Annotated in this window: 27 protein-coding genes; 15 read left to right on the top strand and 12 right to left on the bottom strand. The window is 40.6% G+C overall.

The genetic code is table 11. The features are described 5' to 3' along the window. The first annotated feature begins 22 nt into the window (after positions 1–22). From lolC to lolE, 3 genes are read left to right on the top strand one after another with little or no spacing between them, the layout of a single operon-like run. Entirely contained in the window at positions 23–1,225 is a 1,203-nt protein-coding gene (gene lolC, locus PSE69_RS04150) for a lipoprotein-releasing ABC transporter permease subunit LolC (RefSeq protein ID WP_014656160.1), read from the top strand. Further along, entirely contained in the window at positions 1,218–1,919 is a 702-nt protein-coding gene (lolD, locus tag PSE69_RS04145) for a lipoprotein-releasing ABC transporter ATP-binding protein LolD (RefSeq protein ID WP_004920807.1), read from the top strand. The genes lolC and lolD overlap by 8 nt, the downstream gene beginning before the upstream one ends. After that, entirely contained in the window at positions 1,919–3,166 is a 1,248-nt protein-coding gene (gene lolE, locus PSE69_RS04140) for a lipoprotein-releasing ABC transporter permease subunit LolE (protein ID WP_272675038.1), read from the top strand. The genes lolD and lolE overlap by 1 nt, the downstream gene beginning before the upstream one ends. A gap of 36 nt (positions 3,167–3,202) precedes the next feature. On the opposite strand, the gene PSE69_RS04135 is transcribed toward lolE, so the two are convergent. Further along, a complete protein-coding gene (locus PSE69_RS04135; RefSeq protein WP_121874556.1) occupies positions 3,203–3,760 on the bottom strand; it encodes a class IV adenylate cyclase in 558 nt (185 codons plus the stop codon). Between the two features lie 131 nt (positions 3,761–3,891). Further along, positions 3,892–4,389 carry a TIGR00645 family protein gene (locus PSE69_RS04130; protein WP_004920804.1) on the bottom strand — a complete coding sequence of 166 codons (498 nt, stop codon included), beginning with the start codon at positions 4,387–4,389 and terminating at the stop codon, positions 3,892–3,894. A 305-nt stretch (positions 4,390–4,694) separates the two neighbouring features. Here PSE69_RS04130 and cobB point away from each other — a divergent pair, with 305 nt between their 5' ends. Next, the gene (cobB, locus tag PSE69_RS04125; protein WP_014656156.1) at positions 4,695–5,531 is read left to right on the top strand and encodes a Sir2 family NAD+-dependent deacetylase; all 837 of its coding nucleotides are present in this window, start codon (positions 4,695–4,697) and stop codon (positions 5,529–5,531) included. 63 nt (positions 5,532–5,594) lie between these two features. On the opposite strand, the gene PSE69_RS04120 is transcribed toward cobB, so the two are convergent. Further along, positions 5,595–6,305, bottom strand: coding sequence for an SDR family oxidoreductase (locus tag PSE69_RS04120; protein ID WP_014656155.1), 711 nt, complete (start codon positions 6,303–6,305; stop codon positions 5,595–5,597). Positions 6,306–6,704: 399 nt separating this feature from the next. On the opposite strand from PSE69_RS04120, the gene ssuE reads away from it, so the two are divergent. The 6 genes from ssuE to pepT all read left to right on the top strand — a co-directional run bounded on the left by ssuE (position 6,705) and on the right by pepT (position 12,476). Next, on the top strand, positions 6,705–7,295 hold the full coding sequence (gene ssuE / locus PSE69_RS04115; RefSeq protein ID WP_004920800.1) for an NADPH-dependent FMN reductase: 591 nt from the start codon (positions 6,705–6,707) through the stop codon (positions 7,293–7,295). A gap of 2 nt (positions 7,296–7,297) precedes the next feature. Beyond that, positions 7,298–8,077, top strand: coding sequence for an aliphatic sulfonate ABC transporter permease SsuC (ssuC, locus tag PSE69_RS04110; RefSeq protein WP_004920799.1), 780 nt, complete (start codon positions 7,298–7,300; stop codon positions 8,075–8,077). Beyond that, complete coding sequence (locus PSE69_RS04105; RefSeq protein WP_004920797.1) at positions 8,074–8,829, top strand: ATP-binding cassette domain-containing protein; 756 nt, start codon at positions 8,074–8,076, stop codon at positions 8,827–8,829. The genes ssuC and PSE69_RS04105 overlap by 4 nt, the downstream gene beginning before the upstream one ends. Positions 8,830–8,853: 24 nt before the next feature. Next, positions 8,854–10,002, top strand: a complete 1,149-nt coding sequence (ssuD, locus tag PSE69_RS04100; RefSeq protein WP_121874557.1) for an FMNH2-dependent alkanesulfonate monooxygenase — start codon at positions 8,854–8,856, stop codon at positions 10,000–10,002. A 106-nt stretch (positions 10,003–10,108) separates the two neighbouring features. Further along, the gene (locus PSE69_RS04095; protein ID WP_004920794.1) at positions 10,109–11,038 is read left to right on the top strand and encodes a sulfonate ABC transporter substrate-binding protein; all 930 of its coding nucleotides are present in this window, start codon (positions 10,109–10,111) and stop codon (positions 11,036–11,038) included. 205 nt (positions 11,039–11,243) lie between these two features. After that, positions 11,244–12,476: a peptidase T gene (pepT, locus tag PSE69_RS04090; protein ID WP_004920791.1), complete on the top strand. Its 1,233-nt coding sequence runs from the start codon at positions 11,244–11,246 to the stop codon at positions 12,474–12,476. Between the two features lie 67 nt (positions 12,477–12,543). Here the strand turns inward: pepT and PSE69_RS04085 are convergent, their stop codons facing one another. From PSE69_RS04085 to rluE, 8 genes are all read right to left on the bottom strand, one after another. Further along, positions 12,544–13,668, bottom strand: coding sequence for a ribosomal protein uL16 3-hydroxylase (locus PSE69_RS04085; RefSeq protein ID WP_036940747.1), 1,125 nt, complete (start codon positions 13,666–13,668; stop codon positions 12,544–12,546). Between the two features lie 86 nt (positions 13,669–13,754). Continuing rightward, positions 13,755–15,212 (bottom strand): two-component system sensor histidine kinase PhoQ, encoded by a 1,458-nt coding sequence (phoQ, locus tag PSE69_RS04080; RefSeq protein WP_169342236.1) that lies wholly within the window; start codon positions 15,210–15,212, stop codon positions 13,755–13,757. A gap of 1 nt (position 15,213) precedes the next feature. Next, entirely contained in the window at positions 15,214–15,888 is a 675-nt protein-coding gene (gene phoP, locus PSE69_RS04075; RefSeq protein WP_004920785.1) for a two-component system response regulator PhoP, read from the bottom strand. A gap of 210 nt (positions 15,889–16,098) precedes the next feature. Beyond that, a complete protein-coding gene (purB, locus tag PSE69_RS04070) occupies positions 16,099–17,469 on the bottom strand; it encodes an adenylosuccinate lyase (protein ID WP_121874560.1) in 1,371 nt (456 codons plus the stop codon). A gap of 18 nt (positions 17,470–17,487) precedes the next feature. Continuing rightward, a complete protein-coding gene (gene hflD, locus PSE69_RS04065) occupies positions 17,488–18,120 on the bottom strand; it encodes a high frequency lysogenization protein HflD (protein WP_072502356.1) in 633 nt (210 codons plus the stop codon). Between the two features lie 2 nt (positions 18,121–18,122). Next, positions 18,123–19,226, bottom strand: coding sequence for a tRNA 2-thiouridine(34) synthase MnmA (gene mnmA / locus PSE69_RS04060; protein ID WP_121874561.1), 1,104 nt, complete (start codon positions 19,224–19,226; stop codon positions 18,123–18,125). A gap of 181 nt (positions 19,227–19,407) precedes the next feature. Next, a complete protein-coding gene (locus PSE69_RS04055; protein WP_072502355.1) occupies positions 19,408–19,857 on the bottom strand; it encodes an NUDIX domain-containing protein in 450 nt (149 codons plus the stop codon). Next, the gene (gene rluE / locus PSE69_RS04050) at positions 19,850–20,524 is read right to left on the bottom strand and encodes a 23S rRNA pseudouridine(2457) synthase RluE (protein ID WP_014656147.1); all 675 of its coding nucleotides are present in this window, start codon (positions 20,522–20,524) and stop codon (positions 19,850–19,852) included. Before rluE ends, PSE69_RS04055 begins: the two co-directional genes overlap by 8 nt. An 806-nt stretch (positions 20,525–21,330) precedes the next feature. On the opposite strand from rluE, the gene icd reads away from it, so the two are divergent. From icd to PSE69_RS04025, 5 genes are all read left to right on the top strand, one after another. Next, on the top strand, positions 21,331–22,584 hold the full coding sequence (icd, locus tag PSE69_RS04045; protein ID WP_004920773.1) for an NADP-dependent isocitrate dehydrogenase: 1,254 nt from the start codon (positions 21,331–21,333) through the stop codon (positions 22,582–22,584). 289 nt (positions 22,585–22,873) lie between these two features. Continuing rightward, complete coding sequence (locus PSE69_RS04040; protein WP_223854796.1) at positions 22,874–23,890, top strand: HNH endonuclease; 1,017 nt, start codon at positions 22,874–22,876, stop codon at positions 23,888–23,890. 63 nt (positions 23,891–23,953) lie between these two features. Next, positions 23,954–24,229 carry a hypothetical protein gene (locus PSE69_RS04035; RefSeq protein WP_104873540.1) on the top strand — a complete coding sequence of 92 codons (276 nt, stop codon included), beginning with the start codon at positions 23,954–23,956 and terminating at the stop codon, positions 24,227–24,229. Between the two features lie 261 nt (positions 24,230–24,490). Continuing rightward, the gene (locus PSE69_RS04030) at positions 24,491–25,132 is read left to right on the top strand and encodes a type A-3 chloramphenicol O-acetyltransferase CatIII (protein ID WP_004920769.1); all 642 of its coding nucleotides are present in this window, start codon (positions 24,491–24,493) and stop codon (positions 25,130–25,132) included. Positions 25,133–25,442: 310 nt separating this feature from the next. Further along, complete coding sequence (locus PSE69_RS04025; protein WP_121874562.1) at positions 25,443–25,832, top strand: nuclear transport factor 2 family protein; 390 nt, start codon at positions 25,443–25,445, stop codon at positions 25,830–25,832. A 149-nt stretch (positions 25,833–25,981) separates the two neighbouring features. On the opposite strand, the gene PSE69_RS04020 is transcribed toward PSE69_RS04025, so the two are convergent. Beyond that, positions 25,982–26,824 (bottom strand): MBL fold metallo-hydrolase, encoded by an 843-nt coding sequence (locus PSE69_RS04020; protein WP_014656144.1) that lies wholly within the window; start codon positions 26,822–26,824, stop codon positions 25,982–25,984. Positions 26,825–26,943 lie beyond the last annotated feature (119 nt).

Genomic DNA, 26,943 nt, shown 5'->3' with positions numbered 1-26,943 from the left:
CAACAGGGGCGTTACAGATTTCATGTCTCAATCTGTCTCAATATTTATAGGTCTGCGTTACATGCGCGGACGAGCTGTCGACAAATTCGGCCGTTTTGTATCCAGTTTATCAGCCATTGGTATCACGCTAGGGGTTGCGGCATTGATCACCGTGACCTCCGTCATGAATGGATTCGAACGATCGTTACAAGATAGCATACTCTCTTATATGCCGCAGGCCGTTTTAACGTCGGCAACGGGGCATATTGACCCACAAAAATACCCCATTGCAGATCTACAGGGCCTGCAAGGTGTTTCTCATATTGCACCGCTTGTGCAGTCGGATGTTGTTTTGCAAAGCCGCTCGAATGTCGGGGTAGGCATGATGCTTGGCATCACTTCTGACGAACGATCACCACTATTAGATAACTTGATTGACGGGCAGCGCTCAGAATTAGTCGAGGGGCAATATCGTGTCTTCTTGGGGAATAAGCTGGCGGAAAATTTAGGTTTAAAGCGTGGCGATGAAGTTCGTTTGATTATCCCTGGAGTCAGTCAGCTTACGCCAATGGGGCGTATTCCTAGCCAACGTTTATTCACGGTGGCGGGGGTGTTCCAAACCAATGGTGAGGCCGATGCCAGCGAACTGATTGTTGCGCAAAATGATGCTGCTAGGATGATGCGCTATCCCGCAGGGCATATTACAGGCTGGCGGTTATTTCTGAATGAACCGTTAAAGGTCGATACGTTGAGCCAACAAAATTTACCTGACGGACTGATTTGGACCGATTGGCGTGAACGCAAAGGTGAGTTTTTTCAAGCGGTCAAAATGGAAAAAAATATGATGGGTCTGTTGCTCAGCCTCATCATTGCTGTCGCGGCTTTCAATATTATTACTTCACTCTCTTTATTAGTTATGGAAAAGCAAGCTGAGGTGGCCATTTTAAAAACGTTAGGTTTAAAGCGTGGGCGCATTTTGGCGATTTTTATGATCCAAGGGGCAGGTGCGGGGATTATTGGCGCATTAATAGGCTCACTGCTTGGTATGTTAATTTCCAGCCAATTGAATTTCTTGATGCCGCTATTTGGCATGTTGCCAAAAGGGGTTCACTTACCCATTGTACTTGATTTTTATGGTATTTTAATTATTGCGGTATCCGCAATGCTCATTTCGCTGCTTGCGACGCTTTATCCTTCTTGGCGTGCGGCGGCTGTGCAACCTGCTGAGGCGTTACGTTATGAATAAACAACCACTTCTTATCTGTGAACATTTAAGCAAGGTCTATCAGGAAGGCGCATTGTCGACGCAAGTATTAAAAGATGTCTGTTTTTCGATTAATGAAAGCGAAATGATGGCAATTGTTGGTAGTTCAGGCTCCGGGAAAAGTACCTTACTGCACCTATTAGGTGGCCTTGACACCCCGTCTGAAGGCGAGGTGATTTTTCGGGGGCAACATATTAACCGCCTCTCATCGGATCAGCGTGCCGCCATCCGTAACAAAGATTTGGGGTTTATTTATCAGTTTCACCACTTATTACCTGATTTCACGGCATTAGAAAATGTGGCTATGCCATTACTGATTGGTGGTATGAATAAATCAGAAGCCTTTGATAGAGCGACTAAAATGCTGGATGCGGTTGGCTTAGCCCACCGTTCAGGGCATAGGCCATCCGAGCTTTCTGGTGGTGAGCGGCAGCGTGTGGCGATTGCTCGAGCATTAGTTAATCAGCCTGCATTGGTACTTGCGGATGAGCCAACAGGGAACCTTGATTTACGTAATGCAGATGCGATTTTTGAGTTACTCGGTGAGTTAAATAAAACCCAAGGCACCGCATTCTTGGTGGTGACTCATGATATGAAGCTAGCGCATCGTTTATCGCGCCAACTTGAGATGCGTGACGGGCACCTTCAACAAGATATCACACTGGGGGCAGTGTAATGTCTGGATTACCGCTGACTTTACTTACAGCGTTACGGTTTAGCCGTGGTCGCCGCCGTACAGGGATGGTATCACTGGTTTCTATCGTTTCAACACTTGGTATTGTTTTAGGTGTGGCCGTCTTGATTATAGGTTTGAGCGCCATGAATGGGTTTGAGCGCGAACTTGAAAATCGCGTTTTATCGGTGGTGCCACATGGGCAAATCTATGCGGTGAAAGCCCCATATCAAGATTGGCAATATGCTGAGAATGTGATCCGCAATACTCCCGGGGTCAAAGCAGTGAGCCCGTATGTTGGGTTTACTGGCTTGCTAGAGCGCGGAGCTAATCTCAAAGCAATACAGATTATGGGGGTTTCGCCGAAAACCGAGTCAGAAGTCAGTGCATTGCCTAAATTTGTACTCGATGATGCGTGGAAAGATTTTAAAGCAGGGAAACAATCGATTATTTTAGGGCAAGGTGTTGCTGACTCACTGAATGTTAAAGTTGGGGATTGGGTAACCATCATGATCCCCAATACAGATGCGAGTTTAAAAATCCAACAACCTAAACGGATCCGTGTTCAAGTTTCAGGTGTTTTTCGTTTAAGTGGACTATTAGATCACCAATTAGCGCTGATCCCTATTGCCGATGCGCAAGCGTATTTAGGCTATGGTGATGGCATTACAGGGTTTGAAATAAAAGCCGATAATCCATTTAATGCGGATAAAGTTGTTTATGATGCGGGCCTGAAAACCATGCATCATGTGGTTGTGAAAAGTTGGATTGGCGACTACGGCTATATGTATAACGATATTCAGATGGTACGTAGTATCATGTACTTGGCTATGATCCTCGTGATAGGGGTTGCTTGTTTTAATATCGTGTCTACGTTGGTCATGGCGGTCAAAGATAAGAGTAGTGATATTGCTGTATTGCGGACACTTGGTGCTAAAGACAGGCAAATTCGGGCGATTTTTTTGTGGTATGGTTTGCTAAGTGGACTCGTTGGCTCCTTAATAGGGGCAATACTTGGCGTGGTTGTTTCATTAAATTTAACCACCATAATCAAAGGACTTGAGTATGTTATCGGGCATCCTATCTTGTCTGGCGATGTCTATTTTATCGACTTCCTTCCTTCTCAATTGCACCTATTAGATGTGGTGTATGTGTTGCTGACAACGGTGGTATTAAGTTTGTTGGCAAGTTGGTATCCTGCACGCCGAGCAAGTAAACTTGACCCAGCTCGTATCCTGAGTGGTCAATGATAACTAACTGGGTAGCCTATCGTTACCCAGCTTGTTTTATTGTTCCCCATTGCGACGCGCAAGTTGTATCTGCTTATAACTGCGCGTTTCTATCAATGTGTCATTGAAATCATATTGTTGAGCGAGAGACATCAACTGCTGTGTGAGCTGAGGGAGCAGTGAAAGCGTGTCTGTCATTATGGCAAATTCAGCAAACCAGCCAATACCCTCTAAATAATCAATAGTGATATGTACATCGCCAAGAAAATAGATGCTACGTTGTTTGCTGGTGGCGAAATAGCATTGATAGCCAAGTGTTGTCAGCATATTTTTGACGTGAGCACAATCTTCAATATTAATCGCTTTACATTCTGAACTACCAGGGCCTTTGACTATCCATAATTTAATGCCTGAAGGGGACATTTCACGGACTGACAGACTTATTCCTTGCTGCGCAAGCTGACCATCAGGCATATCAAAAAAGTCATCTTTTTCCGTATTATTTTCCGTAAAGACTTCAGCGCCATCAGCCATGATCCGTTGTAAAAAACGGTTTGGGTCAGGCAATCTAAATTTAATTTCGGCTTCATATTGACCAACAAAATGTTCACTCATGGTAATTCCTAGTTTTATTTATGGGGCAAGGTATTTTCTTCTAAGCTGTGGAACAATGCAGGTATTTAAATGCGAAAGAGTACAACTTATAAAAAGAGGGAAAAATAGTCTTTCCCTCCGATTTAGATGTGCTATTTGCTTTTTTTCATAATAGATTGATCAAGGTAACCCATCACAAATGCGGATAAAACAAATGTTAAATGGATAATGACATACCACATTAATTTGTTATCAGGGATATTCTGTGAGTTCATAAAAACTTTTAACAAATGGATTGATGAAATGGCTACGATAGAAGCTGCTACTTTATTTTTTAATGAGGTTGCATCCATCTTACCTAACCAACCCAATTTTTCGCTATTCTCAGGGATATTGAGCTGGGAAACAAAGTTCTCATAGCCTGAAAACATCACCATTACGAGTAAACCACCGACTAACGCCATATCAATTAATGATAATAGTATCAGAATTAAATCTGCCTCAGGGATTGAGAAAATATTGGGGATCACATGCCATAGTTCTTGAAAGAACTTAATCGTTAATGCAAATAGAGTCAGTGATAGGCCAAAGTAGATAGGGGCAAGTAACCAACGTGATGCATACAGCGTCTTTTCAAACAATTTTTCCATATAAACCTTTTACTGTGTGATGAATTAATCGTGTTAAAAGTAAACTCGTCTATTTTAGCGAGTCTAAATTCAGACTGCGATATTTAGTTTGGTTATGAAGATATAATCACTGAGAAAAACGTATTATTATGGTTTAGTGGCGTTTAAGATAAGTGATAGATAAACATTTAGCCTCACAATTCCTTTTGTTATTTGTTGCGTTATACTGACATTCGAATTAGGTTTGGGTAACGATTATGATCATTGCGAGTAAGGTATAAAACTCGCGGCGATAACAACATGGAAGAAAAAGGTATTTATTGATGTTGCGATTTCGTCATAGGCTAAAGAAACTTAAAAAAATTAAAATGTTACGTCGTCAACGAGCTCGCGATCGTTTTTTTTACAGTGAAAATAGAATAACCAATATGAAAAATGTGAAAGTCGTCGTACTAACTGGGGCGGGTATTTCTGCTGAATCAGGCATTCAAACTTTTCGTTCTTCGGATGGTTTATGGGAAGAACACCGCGTTGAAGATGTGGCAACACCGGAAGGGTTTGCTCGTGACCCACAATTAGTGCAGCGTTTTTATAATGAACGCCGCCGCCAACTCCAACAAGAGAATATTAAACCAAACCCTGCACATTATGCTTTAGCGCAATTAGAAGATTTGTTAGGGGATAATTTTCTGCTAGTGACTCAAAATATCGACAATTTACATGAGCGTGCGGGTAGTAAGCGTATTATTCATATGCACGGTGAGTTATTAAAAGTCCGGTGTAGTTGGTCAAATCAGGTATTAGAGTGGAAAGGGGATTTATCCACAGATGAACGCTGCCATTGTTGCCAATTTCCTCAACCGCTAAGGCCGCATATAGTTTGGTTTGGTGAGATGCCATTAGGTATGGATGAAATTTATCAGGCTATTGAGAATGCGACACTCTTTATCGCAATTGGCACGTCTGGTCACGTCTATCCTGCGGCAGGTTTTGTGCATGAGGCAAGGCTAAATGGTGCACATACTGTCGAGCTAAATTTAGAGCCAAGTCAGGTTGAGAGTGAATTTGAAGAAAAACATTATGGTTTGGCTAGTGAGGTCGTGGTTGATTATGTGAAGCATCTTATTGCCGAACTGACGATGGCGAGTGAAAGCAAGATTTAACACGCGATTTAATGAAGGGGGGTAAAACCCCTTCATCATATCACTTTCTTGCATGGCGTGATGTTAGACGTTTTCATCTAACATAGCAGGCATCGTAATCTCTTTTACACAAGTTGCGTTACTCGTACTTAAAATAAACTTGACGGCATTAAGGACGTCTTGCAAGGGGATTAATGCACCTTCAGTGCGTGAAATAACGTCATCGACAGGCACTGATAGGGGGTATTCCGTTGCTAAATAACCGAGATTAATCACAGAAATAGCTATTTTATCTTGGCGTAATGTCTCCCTTAGCGAGTGAACAATACCGCGTAGTGCATACTTTGAGGCAGAAAAAGCCACTTCATGACCGTTATGGTTATCTAATCCCCACGTTGAGCCAATTAAGATGATTTTGCTATTTTGGCCAAGTCGTAAATTAGGCAACATTGCCTTGAGGTGCAAGATACAGGCACTGATATTGGTTTGGATCATCGTGAGCAGTTCAACATCATCCGTTGATTCAAATCGATAATCGTCGGTGAACGCATATTTTTCCCAAATGCCGACATTATAAATTAGGCAGTCAATCGGGCTATCTTGCAGGGTGCTCTTTACGGTTTGTACAGAATTCGTTTCCGATAAATCAGCTTGGATCCAATGAAAATTGTTATTGGAGAAAGAAGGCATAGAGCGAGAAACGCCATAAATAGTATCTTGTGCGGTAGGAATACCTTCAATTAATGCTTTTCCCAACCCTTTACTGACACCATAAACTAAAAATTTTTTTGTCATCGATATTCTCTTTATTTTAAGCTGAATGAAATAGATACCGTCGCGATGGTTTGCTTTGCATAGATAATAATAGAGGAATAAAAATAATGCTATTGGGAAGTATAAGCTTTAATTCAGCGATGGCTAAAATAAATAATAGGCAAAGTTAAACAGTTGACTAAAAAATAATAATCCCCTGATAACTGGATAATAATAAGTATAAGAATAGTTTTATTTTGTTGAATGCTGCTATCAAAAATAGGGTTAGGCGATTTATTTTATGGAATTTATTATTTGTTATTAGATATAAATAAATATGCTTATGATAAATATGTTCTGACTAAGAACAAATAATTATTTCTGTTTATCAGAGTAACTCGATAAAGATTAAGGACGGTTAGTTCTTAATGCGAGATAAATATGAATGTCTTAATCATTTCAGGTAGCCCCGCGCTAAAGTCGCGTTCGTCAGCATTGCTTGATTATGCTCAACAATGGCTGAGTCAGTTTAATTTGATAATTCAACGGATAAGTGTGAATGAATTTGATGCGAGTGTGCTGTTACAGGGTAAATATCAACATGCACAAATTCAAAAATTTATCCAACAAGTCAAAGAAGCTGACGGTATTATTATTGCGTCGCCGGTTTACCAATCCTCATACAGCGGCGTACTTAAAGCCGTGATAGACCTATTACCTCAACGCTCTTTATTACATAAAACAGTATTACCCATCATGACAGGGGGGAGTGAACATCATCAGCTAGCATTAGATTATGCCTTTAAACCATTACTTACCGCATTGAAAGCAGAAGAGATTATTAGTGGCATCTATACTAGTGACCAGCATTTTCAGTATTCAGAAAATACGCATCAATATCTTATTTCCCAAGAAATAATTGAGCGACTAAATAGTAATTTACAGGCTTTTTATCACACGTTAAATAAAAATTATTTTCAGCATATTAACTATCAGACTCAATTACCATTAATCAATGAAATGAGGCTTTAAGTATGGGCTACTCACGTATTGTTATTTTGAGTTGGTTAGTGCCACTGAGTTTATTAATCGTTTGGCAATTTTCAGTCAGTACAGGTTGGCTTTCGAGCCGAATATTACCTGAGCCTCTACAAGTTTTTAGTGCGGGGTGGAACCTTATAAAAAATGGTGAACTTTGGGAGAACTTAGGAATTAGTGCATTACGTGCGGGCATTGGATTTATTATTGGCAGCTCAATCGGATTAATCTTGGGATTAATAACAGGACTTTCTCGATTAGGTGAACTCTTATTAGATAGTTCCATTCAAATGATCCGTAATGTGCCCCATTTAGCATTAATTCCCTTGGTGATCCTTTGGTTTGGTATTGATGAATCGGCAAAAATATTTCTTGTCGCACTAGGAACCTTTTTCCCAATTTATTTGAATACGTTGCATGGTATTAAACATCTCGACCATAAATTAATTGAAATGGCAAAAAGCTATGGTTTACACGGTTATAGCCTATTTCGCCATGTTATTTTCCCGGGAGCATTACCTGCAATATTTGTAGGGGTACGTTTTTCATTGGGCTTGATGTGGCTGACATTAATTGTTGCAGAGACGATTTCGGCTAATGCGGGGATCGGCTACTTAGCGATGAACGCTCGCGAGTTTTTAAGAACGGATATCGTGGTTTTCACCTTAATTATTTACGCCTTATTAGGAAAAACAGCCGATACACTCACCTATTTACTCGAAAGGGTTCTACTTCAATGGCATCCCAAATGGCATAAAAAAGAGGTCACAGCATGATAACGAAAACACAATGTTTTGCAGCCAATACGGGGATCCCAATTCAATTAGAGGGCGTGATAAAAGGCTTTAGGGGAAATAACGTCTTACGGTCACTCAATTTTGCTATCCCCGCTGGGCAATTCGTGACCATCGTGGGGCACAGTGGTTGCGGAAAAAGTACCTTATTACGTTTGTTGGCTAATTTAGATTCGCCAACATCAGGGGAGATCACCGTGGCAAAACAGCCTTTATCCAATTTTCATGGGGATATTCGCATCATGTTTCAGGAGCCTCGGCTCTTACCTTGGAAAACGGTGATTGAAAATGTGGCGCTCGGGTTAAACAGAACGTCGCACAATGAGGCACTTAAGGTGCTAGCCTCCGTGGGTCTGTCAGACAAGGCGGGTGAATGGCCAGAAGAACTTTCAGGAGGACAAAAACAACGAGTCGCTTTAGCGAGAGCATTAATCCATCAGCCTCGTTTGTTACTACTCGACGAGCCTTTTGGGGCATTGGACGCCTTAACACGTATGGAAATGCAACAACTGCTGATCAAATTATGGCACCAGTATCAATTTACGGTGGTTTTGGTCACGCATGATATTCATGAAGCAGTATGGACCTCGGAGCGAGTATTGATGCTAAAGGAAGGGATGCTGCATCTGGATATTAATATCAACGAAAACTACCCCAGAAACTTAACCAATGCCTTTTTAATTGATTTGGAATCACAAGTACTCAATGCGTTGACTGAGCGAAAGTTTGCTTGATCACTGAAAATAAGGAATCTCAAGATGACGATACAACAAAAACTGCAATTGTTTTGGTTTTTACCAACGCAAGGGGAAGGGCGTTATTTAGGAACTCAAAAAGGCGGTCGAGCAGTCACACTCCAATATTTACAGCAGATTGCGATTGCAGCCGATAGCCTTGGTTTTCATGGTGTCCTGATCCCGACAGGAAAAAGTTGTGAGGATCCGTGGATAACGGCGGCATCCTTACTCTCAGTCACACAAAAATTACGCTTTTTAGTCGCGGTGAGACCCGGCTTACAGTCACCGACATTGGCGGCTCGAATGACATCAACATTGGATAGGCTCTCTGATGGTCGTGTGTTAATCAATGTGGTGACAGGTGGTGATCCTGTTGAAAACAGAGGCGATGGTATTTTTTTAAATCACAGTGACAGATATAAAGTAACTAAAGAGTTCCTTGATATATACAGACGCCTGATGAGAGGGGAAGCGGTTGATTATCAGGGTGAACATATACAGGTCGAAGATGCCAGTTTGCTATTTCCTCCGGCACAACCATACGGGCCTCCTCTCTATTTTGGCGGGTCATCACCAGAAGCAATGGAGATTGCCGCTGAACAGATTGATACCTATTTAACATGGGGAGAGCCCCTTGCGGAGGTTAGTGAGAAAATTAATGCGGTGAAAAGACATGCTCAAGCTAAAGGGAATTATGTGGAATTTGGTATTCGGTTGCATGTGATTGTGCGAGAGACGGAGCAAGAGGCCATTGATGCCGCCAACCGCCTTATTTCACACATTGCTGATGAAACAATTGCCAAGGCGCAATCGGTCTTTTCTCGGATGGACTCCGCCGGCCAAAAACGCATGCAATCATTGCACAGCGGTTCAAAAGATAACCTTTTCATTGCCCCTAATTTATGGGCGGGGATTGGCTTGGTGCGTTCTGGGGCTGGTACAGCTTTAGTGGGCGATCCTCAGCAAGTTGCGGCACGTATCAGGGAGTACCAATCGCTTGGGATCAGCAAATTTATTTTTTCAGGGTATCCACACTTAGACGAAGCCCATCAATTTGCAGAATTAGTGATGCCGCTGTTAGTGGATAAAGAGGCCGCGGTATCACCGCAACACGTTAGGTCACTTGGTGAAACGATCGGTATCCACATGCGACCAAAGCAGGCAGTGTAGGGTATTAGCCTCACTATTTTATTCGATTCTTGCCAATAATTATTGTTGGCAATGCAACACTATTTAGCGTGTTAGGAGAGCCTTGGTGAAAAAGTTTATTTTATTGATGGTATTGTGGGTTATGTATACCTTTACCAGTTTTGCTTATTCAGAAACGAAAGTGATTAATATTGGGTATCAGAAAGCGAATATTTTAGCATTGCTTAAATATCGGGGAACGCTAGAGCCGGTATTTAAAGAATATAATGTGAATGTTCGCTGGATTGAGTTTCCAGCAGGCCCTCAAATGCTAGAAGGCTTAAATATTGGCAGTATTGACCTTGCGGCAACAGGGGATGCGCCACCAATATTTGCTCAGGCGGCTCAAGCAGATTTTGTATATTTAGGCCATTCCCCCAGTAACCCTCAATCAGAAGCGATTGTCGTACCTAAAAACTCGCCCATTCAATCCGTAAGTGATTTAAAAGGCAAGCGGGTTGCCTTAAATAAAGGCTCCGATGTTAACTATTTGCTAGTTGCTGCCTTACAGCGGGCCGGATTGAAATATAACGAAATAACGCCAGTTTATTTACCACCATCAGATGCCAGAGTGGCTTTTGAACAAGGTGCTGTCGATGCATGGGCGATTTGGGACCCTTTTTTAGCAGAAGTTGAAACAAGCTTGCCTGTACGTGAAATTGTGAATGGGGAAAATTTAGCTTCTCACTATACGTTTTTCCTTGCTAGTCGGCAGTTTGCTGAAAAACAACCACAATACGCTGAAGCGATTATTACGCAATTGAGCCAGCAAAGTGAGTGGGCAAATGCCAACCCGCAAGCAACGGCTGCAATTTTGTCTGCATCAACGGGGCTCGATAAAAAAATATGGTTAAAAGCGTTACAACGCACAAATTATGGTTTTATTCGTATGAGTGATAGTGCATTTTTAGAGCAACAAAATATTGCGAATATCTTCGCGAAGATACGTTTAATACCTGTTGCTATTGATGTCAAAAAGGCACAATGGAAAGTAGAAGCTAATGCAAATAAAGCCTAACGTTATCAACAATAAGTCATAACAAGATAAATTTTATTAAATATTGATAAGGCGACAAAACTTATCAAGAAGTGGTACTCGATTTATCTTATCAGTATTATTTTATCGGAAATAAGCCACCATTAGCCCCAAAGGTGATTTAAAACAAGAATTGTTCATACGTTCTTTCTCATAATAATCTTATTGATACTTGGGGGAATTACGTATGGACAAACTTTTAGAGCGGTTTTTTGAATATACTGCTTTTGATACACAATCAAAATTAAATGCTAAAACAATACCTAGTAGCACAGGCCAGCTAAAATTTGCTCGTGCACTGGTCAAGGAACTAAGAGAGCTCGGTTTTGAAGATGTCGCCCTTTCAGAGCAGGGGTGTGTGACCGCTTGTTTATCTGCGAATGTTGATTGGGATGTTCCTACTATTGGTTTTATTTCACATTTAGACACTTCCCCGGATTGCTCTGGTAAACATGTTTCCCCCCAGATTTTAGAAAATTATCGAGGTGGTGATATTGCTTTAGGCATTGGTGATGAGGTGCTATCTCCAGTGATGTTTCCTGTATTGCATGAGATGATCGGCAAAACATTGATCATGACAGATGGTAAAACCTTACTTGGTGCGGATGATAAAGCAGGTATAGCAGAGATAATAACCGCATTTGTGCGTTTAAAGGCCAATAATGTGCCACATGGTAAAATTTGTCTTGCCTTTACTCCTGATGAAGAGATAGGGCGTGGTGCTCAATATATTGATTTAAATGTCTTTGACGCACGCTGGGCTTATACCGTTGATGGGGGGGCGGTCGGTGAACTCGAGTATGAAAACTTTAATGCCGCGAATGTAGCGATAAAAATCGTGGGTAATAATGTACACCCAGGTACGGCAAAAGGGGTGATGGTGAATGCGTTAACACTGGCAAACCGTATTCACGCTGAATTACCGAGAGAAGAAACACCGGAAAATACCGATGGTTACGAAGGTTTTTATCACCTGAACTCCATGAAGGGGACAGTTGAAAAAACAGAAATGAACTATATTATTCGTGACTTTGATAGCCAAAAATTTGAAGAGCGTAAGAAAAATATTATCCGTATTGCAGAAAAAGTAGGGCAGGGATTACACCCAAGCTGCTACATTGAACTGACTATCGATGATAGCTATTACAATATGCATAAAGAGGTAATGAAACATCCACATGTTATTGAAATAGCTCACCAAGCCATGAGAGATTGCGGTATTGAACCTATCGTGAAGCCGATTCGTGGTGGAACCGATGGCGCTCAACTGTCATACCGAGGCCTACCTTGCCCGAATATTTTTACGGGTGGCTATAACTTTCATAGTAAGCATGAATTTATTACCCAAGAGGGTATGGAGCAGGCTGTAAGCGTGATAATGCGTATTGTTGAGTTGACGGCTGAACGTGCGCGCAATTAAACCGTAGGCGTAGGCTAAGAGTCTGCACCTTATGAATTCACCATAAGGTGCAGAATGATATTATTGATTAGTCATCAAAGTACCAATAACCACTATTGATGAGCGCAGTCATTAACGCAATGAAATTCACGTCATCAATTGCATCACCAAGCTGCTGAGCATTCACAGCGTCATAACGGCATAGGCTATCTGCCGCAGCATAACAAGTCGTTTCTAAGCATTCACCATTAACAAAGAATTGATCGCCGACACGTAATGCCCTGAGGCCATTGAGTTTATACAAGGTCTCTTGCTGTGTTTTAAGCAGATCGTACACCTCATCTTGCTCATAAGGCGGCTCTGGCGGTGCAAGGTCTAGCTCATGGCGTGATTGTGAAATAAATTCACCGAGCCATTTACGGAAAAGCTCAGGGTCGTGGAGCATGGACTCCATCATTTCACGTAACTTGATTTGTTCGCCCTGCAAGATTTCAGCTGGGTTATCTCGGAATGAGAGGTCAGGGTCACTATAGCGGTAGCTCCCCAAATCATTGGAAATCAAATAATCCGCAAAGCTACTAATAAGCTCACGGGTATTCGGTGCACGGAAGCCAACAGAGTAGTTGAGAGAAGGCTCAATGGCGTAACCTTCATGTGGGAACCCAGGTGGAATATACAGAATATCCCCCGGCTCCATCTCTTCATCAATAATGGCATCGAATGGTTGCACTTGCAGAAGATCAGGGTGAGGGCAGTGTTGTTTCATCGGCACTTTTTCACCAACGCGCCAACGCCTACGACCTTCACCTTGAATGATAAAAACATCATATTGGTCTAAATGTGGGCCGACACCGCCGCCAGGAACAGAGTAGGAGATCATTAAGTCATCCATTCGCCAGTCAGACAAGACTCTAAAGGGTTTCATCAACGCCGCGCTGGGATGATGCCAATGGTCAACGGCTTGTACTAGGATAGACCAATTCTCTTCGCCTAAGTGGTCATAACTTTCAAAAGGACCATGAGCAACTTCCCATAACCCTTCTTTATGGCTGACTAAACGACTGTCAACCTCATCTTCCATCGCCAGTCCCGCGAGTTCATCAGGCGAGATAGGATCAATAAAACGTGTAAAACCATTTTTAATGAGTAAAGGGCGTTTCTGCCAATGACTATCCAGAAAACTCTGCCAGTCAAGATTCAGTTTATAATCCATCTTATTGTCCTGCGTTAACATATCTATTGATAGTATACCTGAATTTGCCGCCATAGCAGGGGTTAAACAAGCGCGATGATCACAGATTAATTATCTTGATTCACTTCTTGCCGACGAAAAGTTACTTCCACTCGTGCACCACCGAGCGGGCTGTCACTGATCGTAATATCGCCATCATATTGGTCAATAATTTCAACGGCGATAGATAAGCCAAGGCCTTGACCGGGCCTTAAGGTATCAACACGTTGCCCCCGCGCAAAAATAAGGTTACGTTGGCTTTCGGGTACACCGGGGCCATCATCATCGACAGTGATCACCAAATGGTCATCCCCAACACGGGCGGTCACTTCGACGAACTCAAGGCAGTACTTACAGGCGTTTTCCATTATGTTGCCCATCACTTCCATAAAGTCATTCGGCTGGCCTAGCCAAGTCACTTCAGGCGAAATATCAACGGTGATCGAGACACCTTTATTTTGATAAACCTTATGTAAGGCGCTAGCAAGACTATCGAGCAAAGAGGGAACTGAGGATATCTCGCGCAACATAAGGTTATTGTCACCTTGAGCAGAAGCCCGATGCAAGTAATAACCCACTTGTTGAGAAATACGACCAATTTGCTCAAGCATCACAGGCTCTGCTTGCTCAATCGTCATCTGTTTACCTGTTCTTAGTGAGCGCAAAGTGGACTGTAAAACGGCAAGAGGGGTTTTTAGGCTATGGGTTAAATCAGAAAGCGTGGTGCGATATTTGCTATAACGCTTACGCTCGTTAGTCAGCAAATTATTTAAGTTTCGAACCAAGCCACGCAACTCATAAGGTGGATTTTCATCCAACATCTCGCGTTCACCTTTTTCTAGGCTACTAATTTGTGAAACGAGCGATTTAATGGGGCGCAAGCTCCAATAAGCGGCGAGCCAAAGTAGAGGGATCACTAAAATAAGATTAGCAAGCAGTACATAGCCAAACCATTCCCAGACTAACCCCGTTTTTTGTAAGTCCTGAGGCAATGTATCAACGACCACAATAGTCAGCGGTGGGAGATTTTCTGTCGCACCATATTGATTGACGGACACTGAGTGGGTTAGCGGCTCGTCATTATGGTTCATATCATCAAGTTTACTGTTAAATTCAGGGTTGTTTTGTAACAATAGGCGAGTTTCACCGATATCAGTGTCAATTTCATACAACCCTTCTTTTTTTAACCAATCACGGCGAATGAGGTTTTCGACGTTAGGCATTTCCCGTTGGCGCCATAGGACCTGCCCGTTTTCATTGTATATTATGATTAACGTTGGATTATTTAAGGTGAAATTAGGCGGTACGCGAATATCAATTTTGTTATTTTGCCACTGCACTAAACTATAAATAAGATTGCTTTGGCTACGTAACAAGGTATAGGTCGTTTTATCAAAACTAATTAAATAGCCTAATATGGCGACAATACCATAGGAGAGCGTTAGGGCGAGGATCACCGCTGAGGTCGCACACAAAAAGCGTGCCCTCAGGGATAAAGGCTTAAATTTAAATTTCTTTAGCCGCATATTAGCCATTCACATCAAAACGATAGCCTTGCCCACGGACAGTCACTATCACGTCATTAGCATGAAACTGCTGTATTTTTTTACGTAAACGGCCCATTAACACATCAATTGTATGGCTTTCACGTAGCTCAGCATCAGGGTAGAGCTGGCGCATCAACGAATCTTTGCTAACCACTTTCCCATTGTTACGTAGCAAAGTTTCAATAATCGTGTATTCAAAAGCGGTTAATTTAACGGGTTCACCATTTACCGTGAACTCTTTTCTTGATAAATCAATGACGAAGCCATCTAATTCTAATACCTGAGAGGCGAGGCCACTATTTCTGCGCATCAGAGCTTGCATACGTGCAACCAGCTCTTCAAGATGAAAAGGCTTAGTAACATAATCATCTGCACCACTATTGAGCGCTTGGACCTTTTCTTGCCAACTTTCACGTGCAGTTAGTACCAGTACAGGAATGTTGATTTGTGTACTGCGCCAGCGCTTGATCATAGATAAACCATCTTCATCAGGTAACCCTAGGTCGACCATCGCAATATCGGGACAGCTTTCACGTAAAAAATAGTCAGCTTCTTTAGCGTCTTCGGCTGCATCGACTTGATGACCAAGCTCTTTGAGTTGAACCGTTAGGTGGTGACGAAGAAGAGCATTGTCTTCAACGATAAGAATACGCATCTAAAACCTCACATTAAAAAGAGAGAATTGCTCGATATTATTGCAACAAGAATAGCATTAGAAGCTCTATGGTAAAAAGATAAGCGCTTTACAACAAGTGATTAAGTAAACCAAAGGCAAACAAACCCAAGATATGGGCAGAAACAGTAAAAGTAGGCGGGATATTTCCTGCCTACTTTTGCTTAGAGAGAGGACTTAAAAAGGTGAAAATTATTTTAACTCATCAATAAAAGTGACAGCGTAACCAATGTAATTAGCTGGCGTCATCCCTTTCAAGCGCGTTTTTTCTTCTTCTGGAAGGGCAAGTCCGTCGATAAATTGCTGCATGCCTTCAGCCGTGACGCGTTTACCGCGAGTAAGCTCTTTAAGCTTCTCATAAGGTTTTTCAATGCCATAACGGCGCATAACGGTCTGAATAGGCTCAGCAAGTACTTCCCAGTTTTGGTCTAATTCATCGAGCAGGTGTTGCTCATTAACTTCTAATTTATTTAAACCTTTTAGGGTAGATTGATAAGCGATTAGCGAATAGCCAAGACCAACCCCCAGATTACGCAATACAGTCGAGTCAGTCAGGTCACGTTGCCAACGTGAAACCGGCAGTTTGCTCGCTAAATGGCCCAATACTGCATTCGCTAAACCTAAGTTACCCTCTGAGTTCTCAAAATCAATAGGGTTAACCTTATGTGGCATGGTTGAAGAACCAATTTCACCAGCAATGGTTTTTTGTTTGAAGTGATTCAGTGCAATGTAGCCCCAGATATCACGGTCAAAATCTAACACAATGGTATTAAAGCGTGCGACACAATCGAACAGCTCGGCAATATAATCATGCGGCTCGATTTGCGTGGTGAATGGGTTCCAAGTAATACCTAAAGAAGTGACAAATGTTTCGCTAAACTCGTGCCAGTTAACTTCTGGGTAAGCTGCGATATGCGCATTATAGTTACCAACCGCACCATTAATTTTACCTAAGATCTCAACTTGCTCTAACTGACGGTATTGGCGCTCCATACGGTAAGCAACGTTCGCAAACTCTTTACCGATTGTTGACGGTGTTGCTGGTTGACCATGGGTACGTGACAGCAAAGGTAGGTGACGATATTCCTGAGCCATTGCTTTAACTGTGTCAATAATTTGACGCCATTGTGGCAGTAGCACTTCTTCTCGCGCTGTTTTTAGCATCAGCGCATGAGATAAGTTGTTAATGTCTTCAGAAGTACAGGCAAAGTGAATAAATTCAGAAACAGCGTGTAATGCAGGTACTTGCGCCACTTTTTCTTTTAGAAAGTACTCGACGGCTTTCACATCATGGTTAGTTGTACGCTCGATCTCTTTAATGCGCATAGCATCTTTTTCGCTGAAGTTCGCAACAATTGCATCTAGGTAAGCGTTTGCGTCATCATCAAATGATGGAACTTCTTTGATTTGAGCGGTTGCCGCCAGTTTTTGTAGCCAGCGAACTTCAACTTGCACGCGAAATTTCAGTAAGCCAAACTCACTAAAAATAGTGCGTAGTGCGCTGACTTTATCACCGTAACGGCCGTCAATCGGGGATACAGCGGTCAGTGAGGATAATTCCATTGGTAGCAACTCCAAATTTTAAAAGTGAGACAGAATTTCTTTCGCCTGATTACTCAGACGGCTTCGGGAAAACATTAATTGCAGACGACTTCCCCCAACTTGCTGCCAGAGTACAGCACTACGGATACCACTGAGCAAAAGTGTTCTGACTTTCGCTTGAACCAGTGAATTTTTTAAAATATCAGGGGAGCCAGTCACTTGAATCCGAGGGCCTAGTGGACTAATTACATCCACGTAGATCCCCGCTAATGCGTTAAAAACACCGTCAGACATAGGGTCAAAATAGCTTGCTTGACGCTCAAACTGTTCGATTCGTTGCCCGAGCTTATCCATAGCTTGTTGATTCTTATTGAGGCGGCGTTCTAGTACGATAATACTGAGCATATAGCGGGTCACTTCAGCGGATAATGCGCTTGCGTTATTGCCGCCAGATAACATGCCAAGCATCGCACCAAGACCTGTTTTTAGGTTGATAGGGTCATTCCCATAAACATCGATGGTGGAAGATGGATTCATGTTGGTTAAGCTATTGACCATGACTTCAAGATCATGGTCGTTACAACTACCTTCTTGTGCAAGTTTTTGAACCATGTAACTGGCTTGGCAGATGCCCGCGAGCGCAAGTGTGATATCGCGATAATTTTTAGCCACAACTACTCCTGAATACGAGATTCGATAATACCGCCACCTAGACACACTTCATCAAGGTAAAATACGGCTGATTGACCTGGAGTTACTGCTGCAACAGGGTAATCAAAAATAACTTCAACTTTCCCGTCATTAAGTGGCGTGACAGTACAGGGGATGTCAGCTTGACGATAGCGGGTTTTGACAACACAACGCAGTGTTTGTGTTAAAGGCTCTCTGTCGACCCAATCTAATTGTTGGGCGATCAAACCTGTTGACATCAGACGAGGATGTTCATGCCCTTGTGCAACAATTAGGCGATTATTTTCAACGTCTTTATCGACAACGTACCAAGGTTCATCCGAGCCTTCTTTCATACCGCCAATACCCAGCCCTTTACGTTGGCCTAGCGTGTGGTACATCAAACCTTCGTGTTGACCAATGGTTTCACCATCAACGGTCACAATAGGGCCTGGTTGTGCAGGTAAATAGCGCCCAAGGAAATCACGGAATTTACGCTCACCAATAAAGCAAATCCCCGTAGAGTCTTTTTTCTTTGCGGTGACTAAACCGACTTCTTCTGCAATACGGCGGACTTCTGGTTTCTCTAATTCACCAACAGGGAATAGGCTTTTAGCAATTTGCGCATAGCTGAGGGTATAGAGAAAATAGCTTTGGTCTTTATTGCTATCTAAGCCTCGAAGCAATTGGCTTTTACCATTCACATCGCGGCGGCGCACATAATGGCCCGTTGCGATATAGTCGGCACCGAGATCTTCTGCGGCAAATTCAAGGAAGGCTTTGAATTTGATCTCTTTGTTACACAAAATATCAGGGTTTGGCGTACGGCCTGCTTTGTACTCGGACAAAAAGTGTTCAAACACATTATCCCAATATTCTGCTGCAAAATTAATGGTATGAAGTTCAATGCCTAATTTATCGCAAACAGATTGTGCATCAGCAAGATCGGTCGCGGCGGAACAATACTCTTCGTCATCATCCTCTTCCCAGTTTTTCATGAACAGACCAACAACCTGATACCCTTGCTGTTGAAGCAAATAAGCTGAAACGGATGAGTCTACACCTCCGGACATACCGACGATGACTTTTTTTTGGCTGTTATCTGACATGGAATACTCTCACTGCGGAAAAATTAAGCCCCATACTTTACCATGTTGTACCCTTGTTACGCCAGCGTTAGCAGGGGGAATATTCTAATCATGATTTCTGCTCGAAATGGGTATTGGCATACCCGCAAACGATAAGTATCTGTTAGCGCTTAGAGCCAGCCGTGTTGTGACACAACGTGAATCAGCCAAAGTGCTCCCCAAATGCGGATAATACATCAAGTGGATATTGGGTGCCTTCGAGAAAACAGCGTATGCTTTCGGCGACAAGCGGTGAACGCAAGCAATCACTGTTCAAAATATCCTGCGCGCTCACCCAATGGCAGCAAGTGATATCGCTATCTTGTGGCTGGGTATCACAACGCTCAGGCAGTTCCAATGCAAAGAGAAAGCGAATAAAGGGGGTGTTATCGGGAGCTATCCATTGGTGAATTTTAAGCAGTTTTTGCGGTCGCCCTTTAATGCCCGTTTCTTCGAATAATTCACGTTCAGCAGCGGCTAATAGTGTTTCATCTGCTTCTAGGTGACCTGCGGGTTGGTTCCACGTCGGTTTGCCATTAACCCATTCTTCAACAACCAAAAACTTATCCTTCGCATGGACAATCGTTGCGACAGTAACATGAGGTTTAAACAAGAGTGATCTCCTTCCATTCACCAGGTGCTAAATTATTAAGAGTATACTCACCAATTTGATAGCGAATTAGCCGCAAAGTCGGATAACCAATATGCGCCGTCATGCGCCTAACTTGACGATTTCTTCCTTCACTAAGTGTGATTTTTAGCCAGCTAGTCGGGATGTTCTTACGTTCACGAATTGGTGGGGTTCTCGGCCATAACCAATCAGGTTCATTGACTCGTTCTATACCAGCAGGGCGTGTCGGACCATCTTTAAGAGTCAGACCTTGGCGAAATTTCACAAGAGCCGCGTCATCAGGGATACCTTCAACTTGCGCATAATAGACTTTATTAGTGTTTTTTTGCGGTTGTGTTAAACGCGCTTGTAATTTCCCATCATTAGTCAAAATGAGTAATCCTTCGCTGTCACGATCTAACCTGCCAGCCGCATAAACATCGGTTATTGGAATATATTTTTTTAGGGTATCTCGGCCTTGCTCATCGGTAAACTGCGGTAATACATCGAAAGGTTTATTAAATAAGATCACTTTACGCGACGTAAGGGGCTTAGATTGAGTCCGAGATGACAATGAAGAACGAAAATGCTCAGAGGTGGCTTTTGACCCAAACTTGCGCGGCGCTTTCTTACTGGCTGGTGGTCTAGCTTTATAATTCGATGTAGACATGAGAATCCATTTTAACAGATTAACTAAATATTGATAAAAACAGGCCAACAAAATGTAGGCTGAGCTTTCAGTGTAGTTGATTTTTAAGAAAAATGACACAAAAGAGCAAGGAGGGAGATGAGGTTTATTGTCAATCACAAAGAGAAGATAAAAAATGTCATTTAAAGAGGGGCATTTAAAAAAGTTCAAAATGAAAGATATAAAAGTATAAGGAGACGGAGATAGTTTATTATTTATTAAGCTTGAGAATAATTTTTTATATTTAAAGTTGTATCTCTATCTAGAGATGTTAATTTTATACATCTAAGGCGTATGAGCTTATCTTATTGATAAACTTAACAGAAGAATAATAGAGCTTATTTTTATCAATGGTTATTAATTAAAAAAACCAAATAACATAATAAAAAACTTTAAAATCATTAAATCTGTTAAAACCTATTAATTTACAATGATAAATTGCTTTAATAAACCTAGTTTATGTGAGCAAAACGAATTTTTCTTAATAGCATTTAAGATAAACTGCAAATAGTCTCTTTTTTCAACAACTATTCATTTATTCACTAAATCATCGAAGCAACATCTTGGTTACGTAATTTCTTTAAGATTAGACTTTTATCGTACCTTGTTGATTTAATGGGAAATGTGTTAACTAAATCAACAAAAAATGTGAGTCAGTTAGTACGTTTAATGCGATCCGCATAAAACCTTGAACGACTAACCATTGGCGTTAGAGAAAGTTTGAAGTAGTATTGACAGGTCTCTTACAAAAAATTAACAAGCAAATGCGCAAGTGAAAGGAGAGGTTAATGGAAAGCAAAGTAGTAGTTCCGGCAGAAGGCGCTAAAATTACCATTGATGCTAAAGGCAAACTGAATGTTCCGAACAACCCGATCATTCCTTACATCGAAGGTGATGGTATTGGTGTTGATGTGACGCCAGCGATGTTGAAAGTGGTTGATGCAGCAGTTAAAAAAGCCTACAACGGCGAGCGCAAGATTTCTTGGATGGAAATCTATACCGGCGAAAAATCTACTCAAGTTTATGGTAAAGATGTTTGGTTACCGCAAGAAACTCTCGATTTAATCCGTGATTACCGTGTTTCAATTAAAGGCCCTCTGACAACCCCAGTTGGCGGTGGTATTCGTTCTTTGAACGTAGCGCTACGTCAACAACTCGACCTCTATATCTGTCTACGCCCTGTGCGTTACTATAAAGGTACGCCAAGTCCTGTTAAGCAACCTGAACTCACTGATATGGTTATCTTCCGCGAAAACTCAGAAGATATCTATGCGGGTATTGAATGGAAAGCAGGTAGCGCAGAAGCAGATAAAGTCATTAATTTCCTGAAAAATGAAATGGGTGTAACTAAAATCCGTTTCCCAGAAAATTGTGGTATTGGCGTTAAACCTTGCTCAGAAGAAGGAACAAAACGTCTAGTTCGTGCTGCGATTGAATATGCTATCGATAACGGTCGTGATTCAGTGACTTTGGTTCATAAAGGCAACATTATGAAGTTCACTGAAGGTGCTTTTAAAGATTGGGGTTACCAACTGGCATTAGAAGAGTTCGGTGGTGAGCTACTTGATGGCGGCCCATGGGTGAAAATTAAGAATCCAAAAAATGGCAAAGACATCATTATCAAAGATGTGATTGCTGATGCGTTCTTACAGCAAATTCTTCTGCGCCCAGCGGAATATGATGTTATCGCATGTATGAACCTAAATGGTGACTATATTTCTGATGCATTGGCGGCACAAGTTGGTGGTATCGGTATCGCTCCTGGTGCAAACATTGGTTCAGAATGTGCACTGTTTGAAGCAACACATGGTACAGCACCTAAGTATGCAGGTCAGGATAAAGTGAACCCAGGTTCAATTATTCTTTCCGCAGAGATGATGTTACGTCACATGGGCTGGACAGAAGCCGCTGATCTAATCGTTAAAGGTATGGAAGGCGCAATCGAAGCTAAGACCGTAACTTATGACTTCGAACGTCTGATGGACGGCGCTAAACTACTGAAATGTAGCGAGTTCGGCGACGCAATTATTAGCCATATGTAATTTGTTGCGTAATATAATTAATAACGGGAGCGTAATGGCTCCCGTTTTTTGTTGTCTTAAATTAATTTGATTGTTCTTTTTGGGTTACCTGCCTTAAGGTAGGTATTATATTATTTCTACCATAAACGCGTATTAACTTAGATATATTTCCTCAGCTGATATTATTAAGATGAGTTTTTACTACATGTTAAAATTTCACATATAGTAAAATAATAAGTTAATAATTCATTGTTATATTAATTAATCGAATGTGTTAAAGTTACCTCCTTTATATAAAGGAGAGTTTTTAATGCTTTACGATGTATTGAATAGAATTTGTGAATATAGGCAGGATACATATGGGGATATTTTTAAAACATCTTCAACTGAAGCTAATAAAGTTAAGAAATTATTAAATGATTTTAAAAATAAGATTGAGGAACAACTTTCTGAAGAATTGTTTTTAAATAAAATATCTATAGAAATATCAAAAGGAGCAGGTAATTTTCCTGTAGTATGGCATGTTTGTTTGTTGCCTGAAAATCAGAAAGTTTCCAATGGGATATATGTCGCTATATGTTTTGATAAGGAAGGAAAGGGGGCAGTTGTCGGTTGTGCTGAGTCAAAAACAAATCCGAAAGGTTTAGATACGGTAATCAGAAAGTCTAAATATACTAAATTTTCGGGGTTAAATGTGGATGGTAAGGGGGATGGAACAAAGTATAACAATGTTTTTTATAATCCAATGTCATTTTACTATAAAGTAAAACCTACAAAAGAAGATGAGGAAAGTTTATTAAATCATTTGGTTGTATCTATAAATGATGCTATTTCGATACTAAGTAGTTATAATAATGGATGTAAAATTAAGCAAAAAACAAGTATTAGGACAGCAGTAAATACACATCTCACTTCTGATACTAATCATCATGAGTCATTACCGGAATATGTAACTCGATCTATTTTATATCGTAGAGGGCAACGAAAATTTCGGCAAAGCCTACTCTATGCTTATGAAGGAAAATGTGCAGTTACTGGATGCTCTATTCAGGAGTTACTTGAAGCTGCTCATATTAATCCTTTTTCAAAGTCAGGAAGTCAAGGAGATATTGTTAACAATGGGATTTTACTTAGGGCGGACATACATACATTATTTGATTTAGGCCTATTAAAGATCAATAGTAATTATGAAGTGGAAATTTCCGATGATTTGAATATTGACCCAGTATATAGTGTGCTGCATGGATCCATAATTAATTTACCAAAAGACAAAAGTGATAGACCTAGTATTGAAGAGCTTAGAAAAAAATATATGGGGAAGATATAAAAATATTTGTTGGTTTGTATTGGTATAAAAGTAATACAATAACATATTAATAACAGGAATTTTATGGATGGGCTAATTGTTATTACATTCTCAATCATTATCGGTTTTATTGCTCTGGTCCTTATCCTTCCGGTTATTATTTTGTCACTGTTTGATAAAAGCAGGGAAGCAAAGAAGCACTCAGTAACAAAGTATCAACGTGAAATGGAGAAAATAGAGAAGCCAGAGGTAATAGCAAAACAGATTGATAATGAAGAAAGGATGACCTTGATAATTTTTAGTATAGTTATTCTTATCGTATTGGTAGTAACAATTTATATTCTCTTTTGCTACAGATAACCCGCTTCTTAAGGCGAATTACTCGGGAAATGTAGCTGATTATAGTGAGCAACAGCGATAAAAATGACGGGATCATTTAGACATGCTAGAAATATGATGGATGTTTTTAGTTAGGGTTTAGTGTTTGTGCAGAATTTTGCTATTATTATTACCTATCGTATTTTGAGCTAAAAGTGGAGGGAAAATGTTATCCATCCAGACAGAGAGAATGCCCTTCTGATTAAAGTCATTTAGTAAATAAAAATTCAGAAGGGATATGTTATGAACTATACAAAATTTGATGTAAAAAATTGGGTTCGCCGTGAGCATTTTGAGTTTTATCGGCATCGTTTACCATGTGGTTTTAGCTTAACAAGCAAAATTGATATCACGACGTTAAAAAAGTCATTGGATGATTCAGCGTATAAGTTTTATCCGGTAATGATCTATCTGATTGCTCAGGCCGTGAATCAATTTGATGAGTTGAGAATGGCGATAAAAGATGATGAATTGATCGTATGGGATTCAGTCGACCCACAATTCACCGTATTCCATCAAGAAACAGAGACATTTTCAGCACTGAGTTGCCCATACTCATCCGATATTGATCAATTTATGGTGAATTATTTATCGGTAATGGAACGTTATAAAAGTGATACCAAATTATTTCCTCAAGGGGTAACACCAGAAAATCATTTAAATATTTCAGCATTACCTTGGGTTAATTTTGATAGCTTTAATTTAAATGTTGCTAATTTTACCGATTATTTTGCACCCATTATAACAATGGCAAAATATCAGCAAGAAGGGGATAGACTGTTATTGCCGCTCTCAGTACAGGTTCATCATGCAGTTTGTGATGGCTTCCATGTTGCACGCTTTATTAATCGGCTACAAGAGTTGTGTAACAGTAAATTAAAATAAGCTCAGGTTAAATTAAAGGGTTTCATATCTAGTGAAGCCCTGTTTTATTATGTTTTGAGTTAACTTATCTTCAATGGCGGTCATAGAACCGACTGTTTACCCTCAAATAAATGTGTGAGCCGAATTATTATATCATCCTTCCGTAAAAGGCTAAAAACCATAAACAATAAAATATTTTTTGTCGGCTTTTGTTCGCACTTTTTATCTGTTTCTAGGTATTTTATGATAATTTTTAAAGGTAAGCTTGAAATAACACGTCGATGCCAAGATATCTATCAAATCATGATATATAAACTAAATGGGATAAAGAATGAATAAGATAAAATTTGTTGAACAAGCTCTAACGGATGTGCTTGGCAAAGAGATTGGTTCAGAGGAAGTGATTGAACAATATTTTTCGCCAAACTACATACAAATTGTCGACGGTAAAAAAATTAATTATGAAGAATTTGTTGCGCATCTTAAGGTATTAAAAGAGGCCACGAATAATATTAGTATTACCATAAAATCCATTGCCGAAGGGCAAGACTGTGTACATACCCAACATATTGCACATGCTGAGAAAAAGAGCGGAGATGTTAGTGAATTTGAAGTATTTGCCTGCTTCCATTTATCTGAAGGGAAAATCGTGCGTTGTGAAGAATTAACACGCATGATTGCTGGTGAAAAAGCAGATGGTGACCTTGGCTCTCGAGTTTAATTATAGCACTATCATTAAATTACTAAAAACATTGAAAATAAGTCAATCATGTTAACGCCATGTTGCAATGGTGACTTTTTTACTGTTATTTCGCTGAAAAACATAAAGAGTGACGAAAAAGATTTTTATCGTCACTCAATTTGATTTAATTATGAAGGGTAAGTTAACACTAATCCAACGCCAACTTCTTTAATGGCTGCAAACTTGGAAAGATGAATTTTAGCCGCTAAATCCGTACAATGGCAGGGATGTATTTGATCGACATTAAGTTGGCTAAAATAGTGCCCAGTTTGATTTAAAACCTCATCAGAGGCTTCTTGTAAATGGAAACCGCCGATGACTGTCACTATCTTATCTATTTTTGTCACTTGTTTTGCATATTCAACAATATTGCAAATACCTGAATGCGAACATCCGGTAACTATAATCAACCCTTCCGTGGTTTTTATTGCCAATGCACTATCGTCCCAAACATAGTCATCAATAGTTTGATGGTCTGCATTAATCGTCGTTCCAATAGGTTCTTTCCCTTCAAAAGTATTATTTCTCGGGATCTGCCCTAAGAATATAACATTGTCGGAAAGGTAAAACGGCTTATCTGTTTCATAGTTATCAAAATAAGCCTTTAATACATCTTTGGGGATATTGGCACCAATCACTTTGGTGTCAAATTGCTTTGGAAGAAGTGCATCTGGATGGTAAATCAAGCGGATCTTTTGTGGAAAATAGCAATTACGTCTATCGTAGTGCTGTATTAAATGATTCAGTCCCCATGTATGGTCGTTATGTCCGTGAGACAGGGCTAAATCAGTGATCGTAGCAAGGTCTATCCCTAATGTGTGTGCGTTATCGATAAAAATATCGGAGTAACCAGTGTCAAAAAGAATTTTATGGCCATCAGCTTCGATATGGTAGCAAACACCTGGCTCACCACAAAAGTAGCTATCGATAAGGGTATTGTTATCAACAAGTACAGATATTTTTATTGTCATTTTTACTCATTATTTAATTGGTGAATAGCTAATTAGTCTTACTGTTATATCAGACAAAAAGCAATGAATATCCAATTAAAAATGCTTTTATAGACAGTCGTAAAGGCAGTTACTGAGTA

The sequence above is a fragment of the Providencia sp. PROV122 genome (genome assembly GCF_028482365.1).
GTDB classification, from domain to species: domain Bacteria; phylum Pseudomonadota; class Gammaproteobacteria; order Enterobacterales; family Enterobacteriaceae; genus Providencia; species Providencia stuartii.
This window is presented reverse-complemented; position numbering and strand designations above follow the sequence as displayed.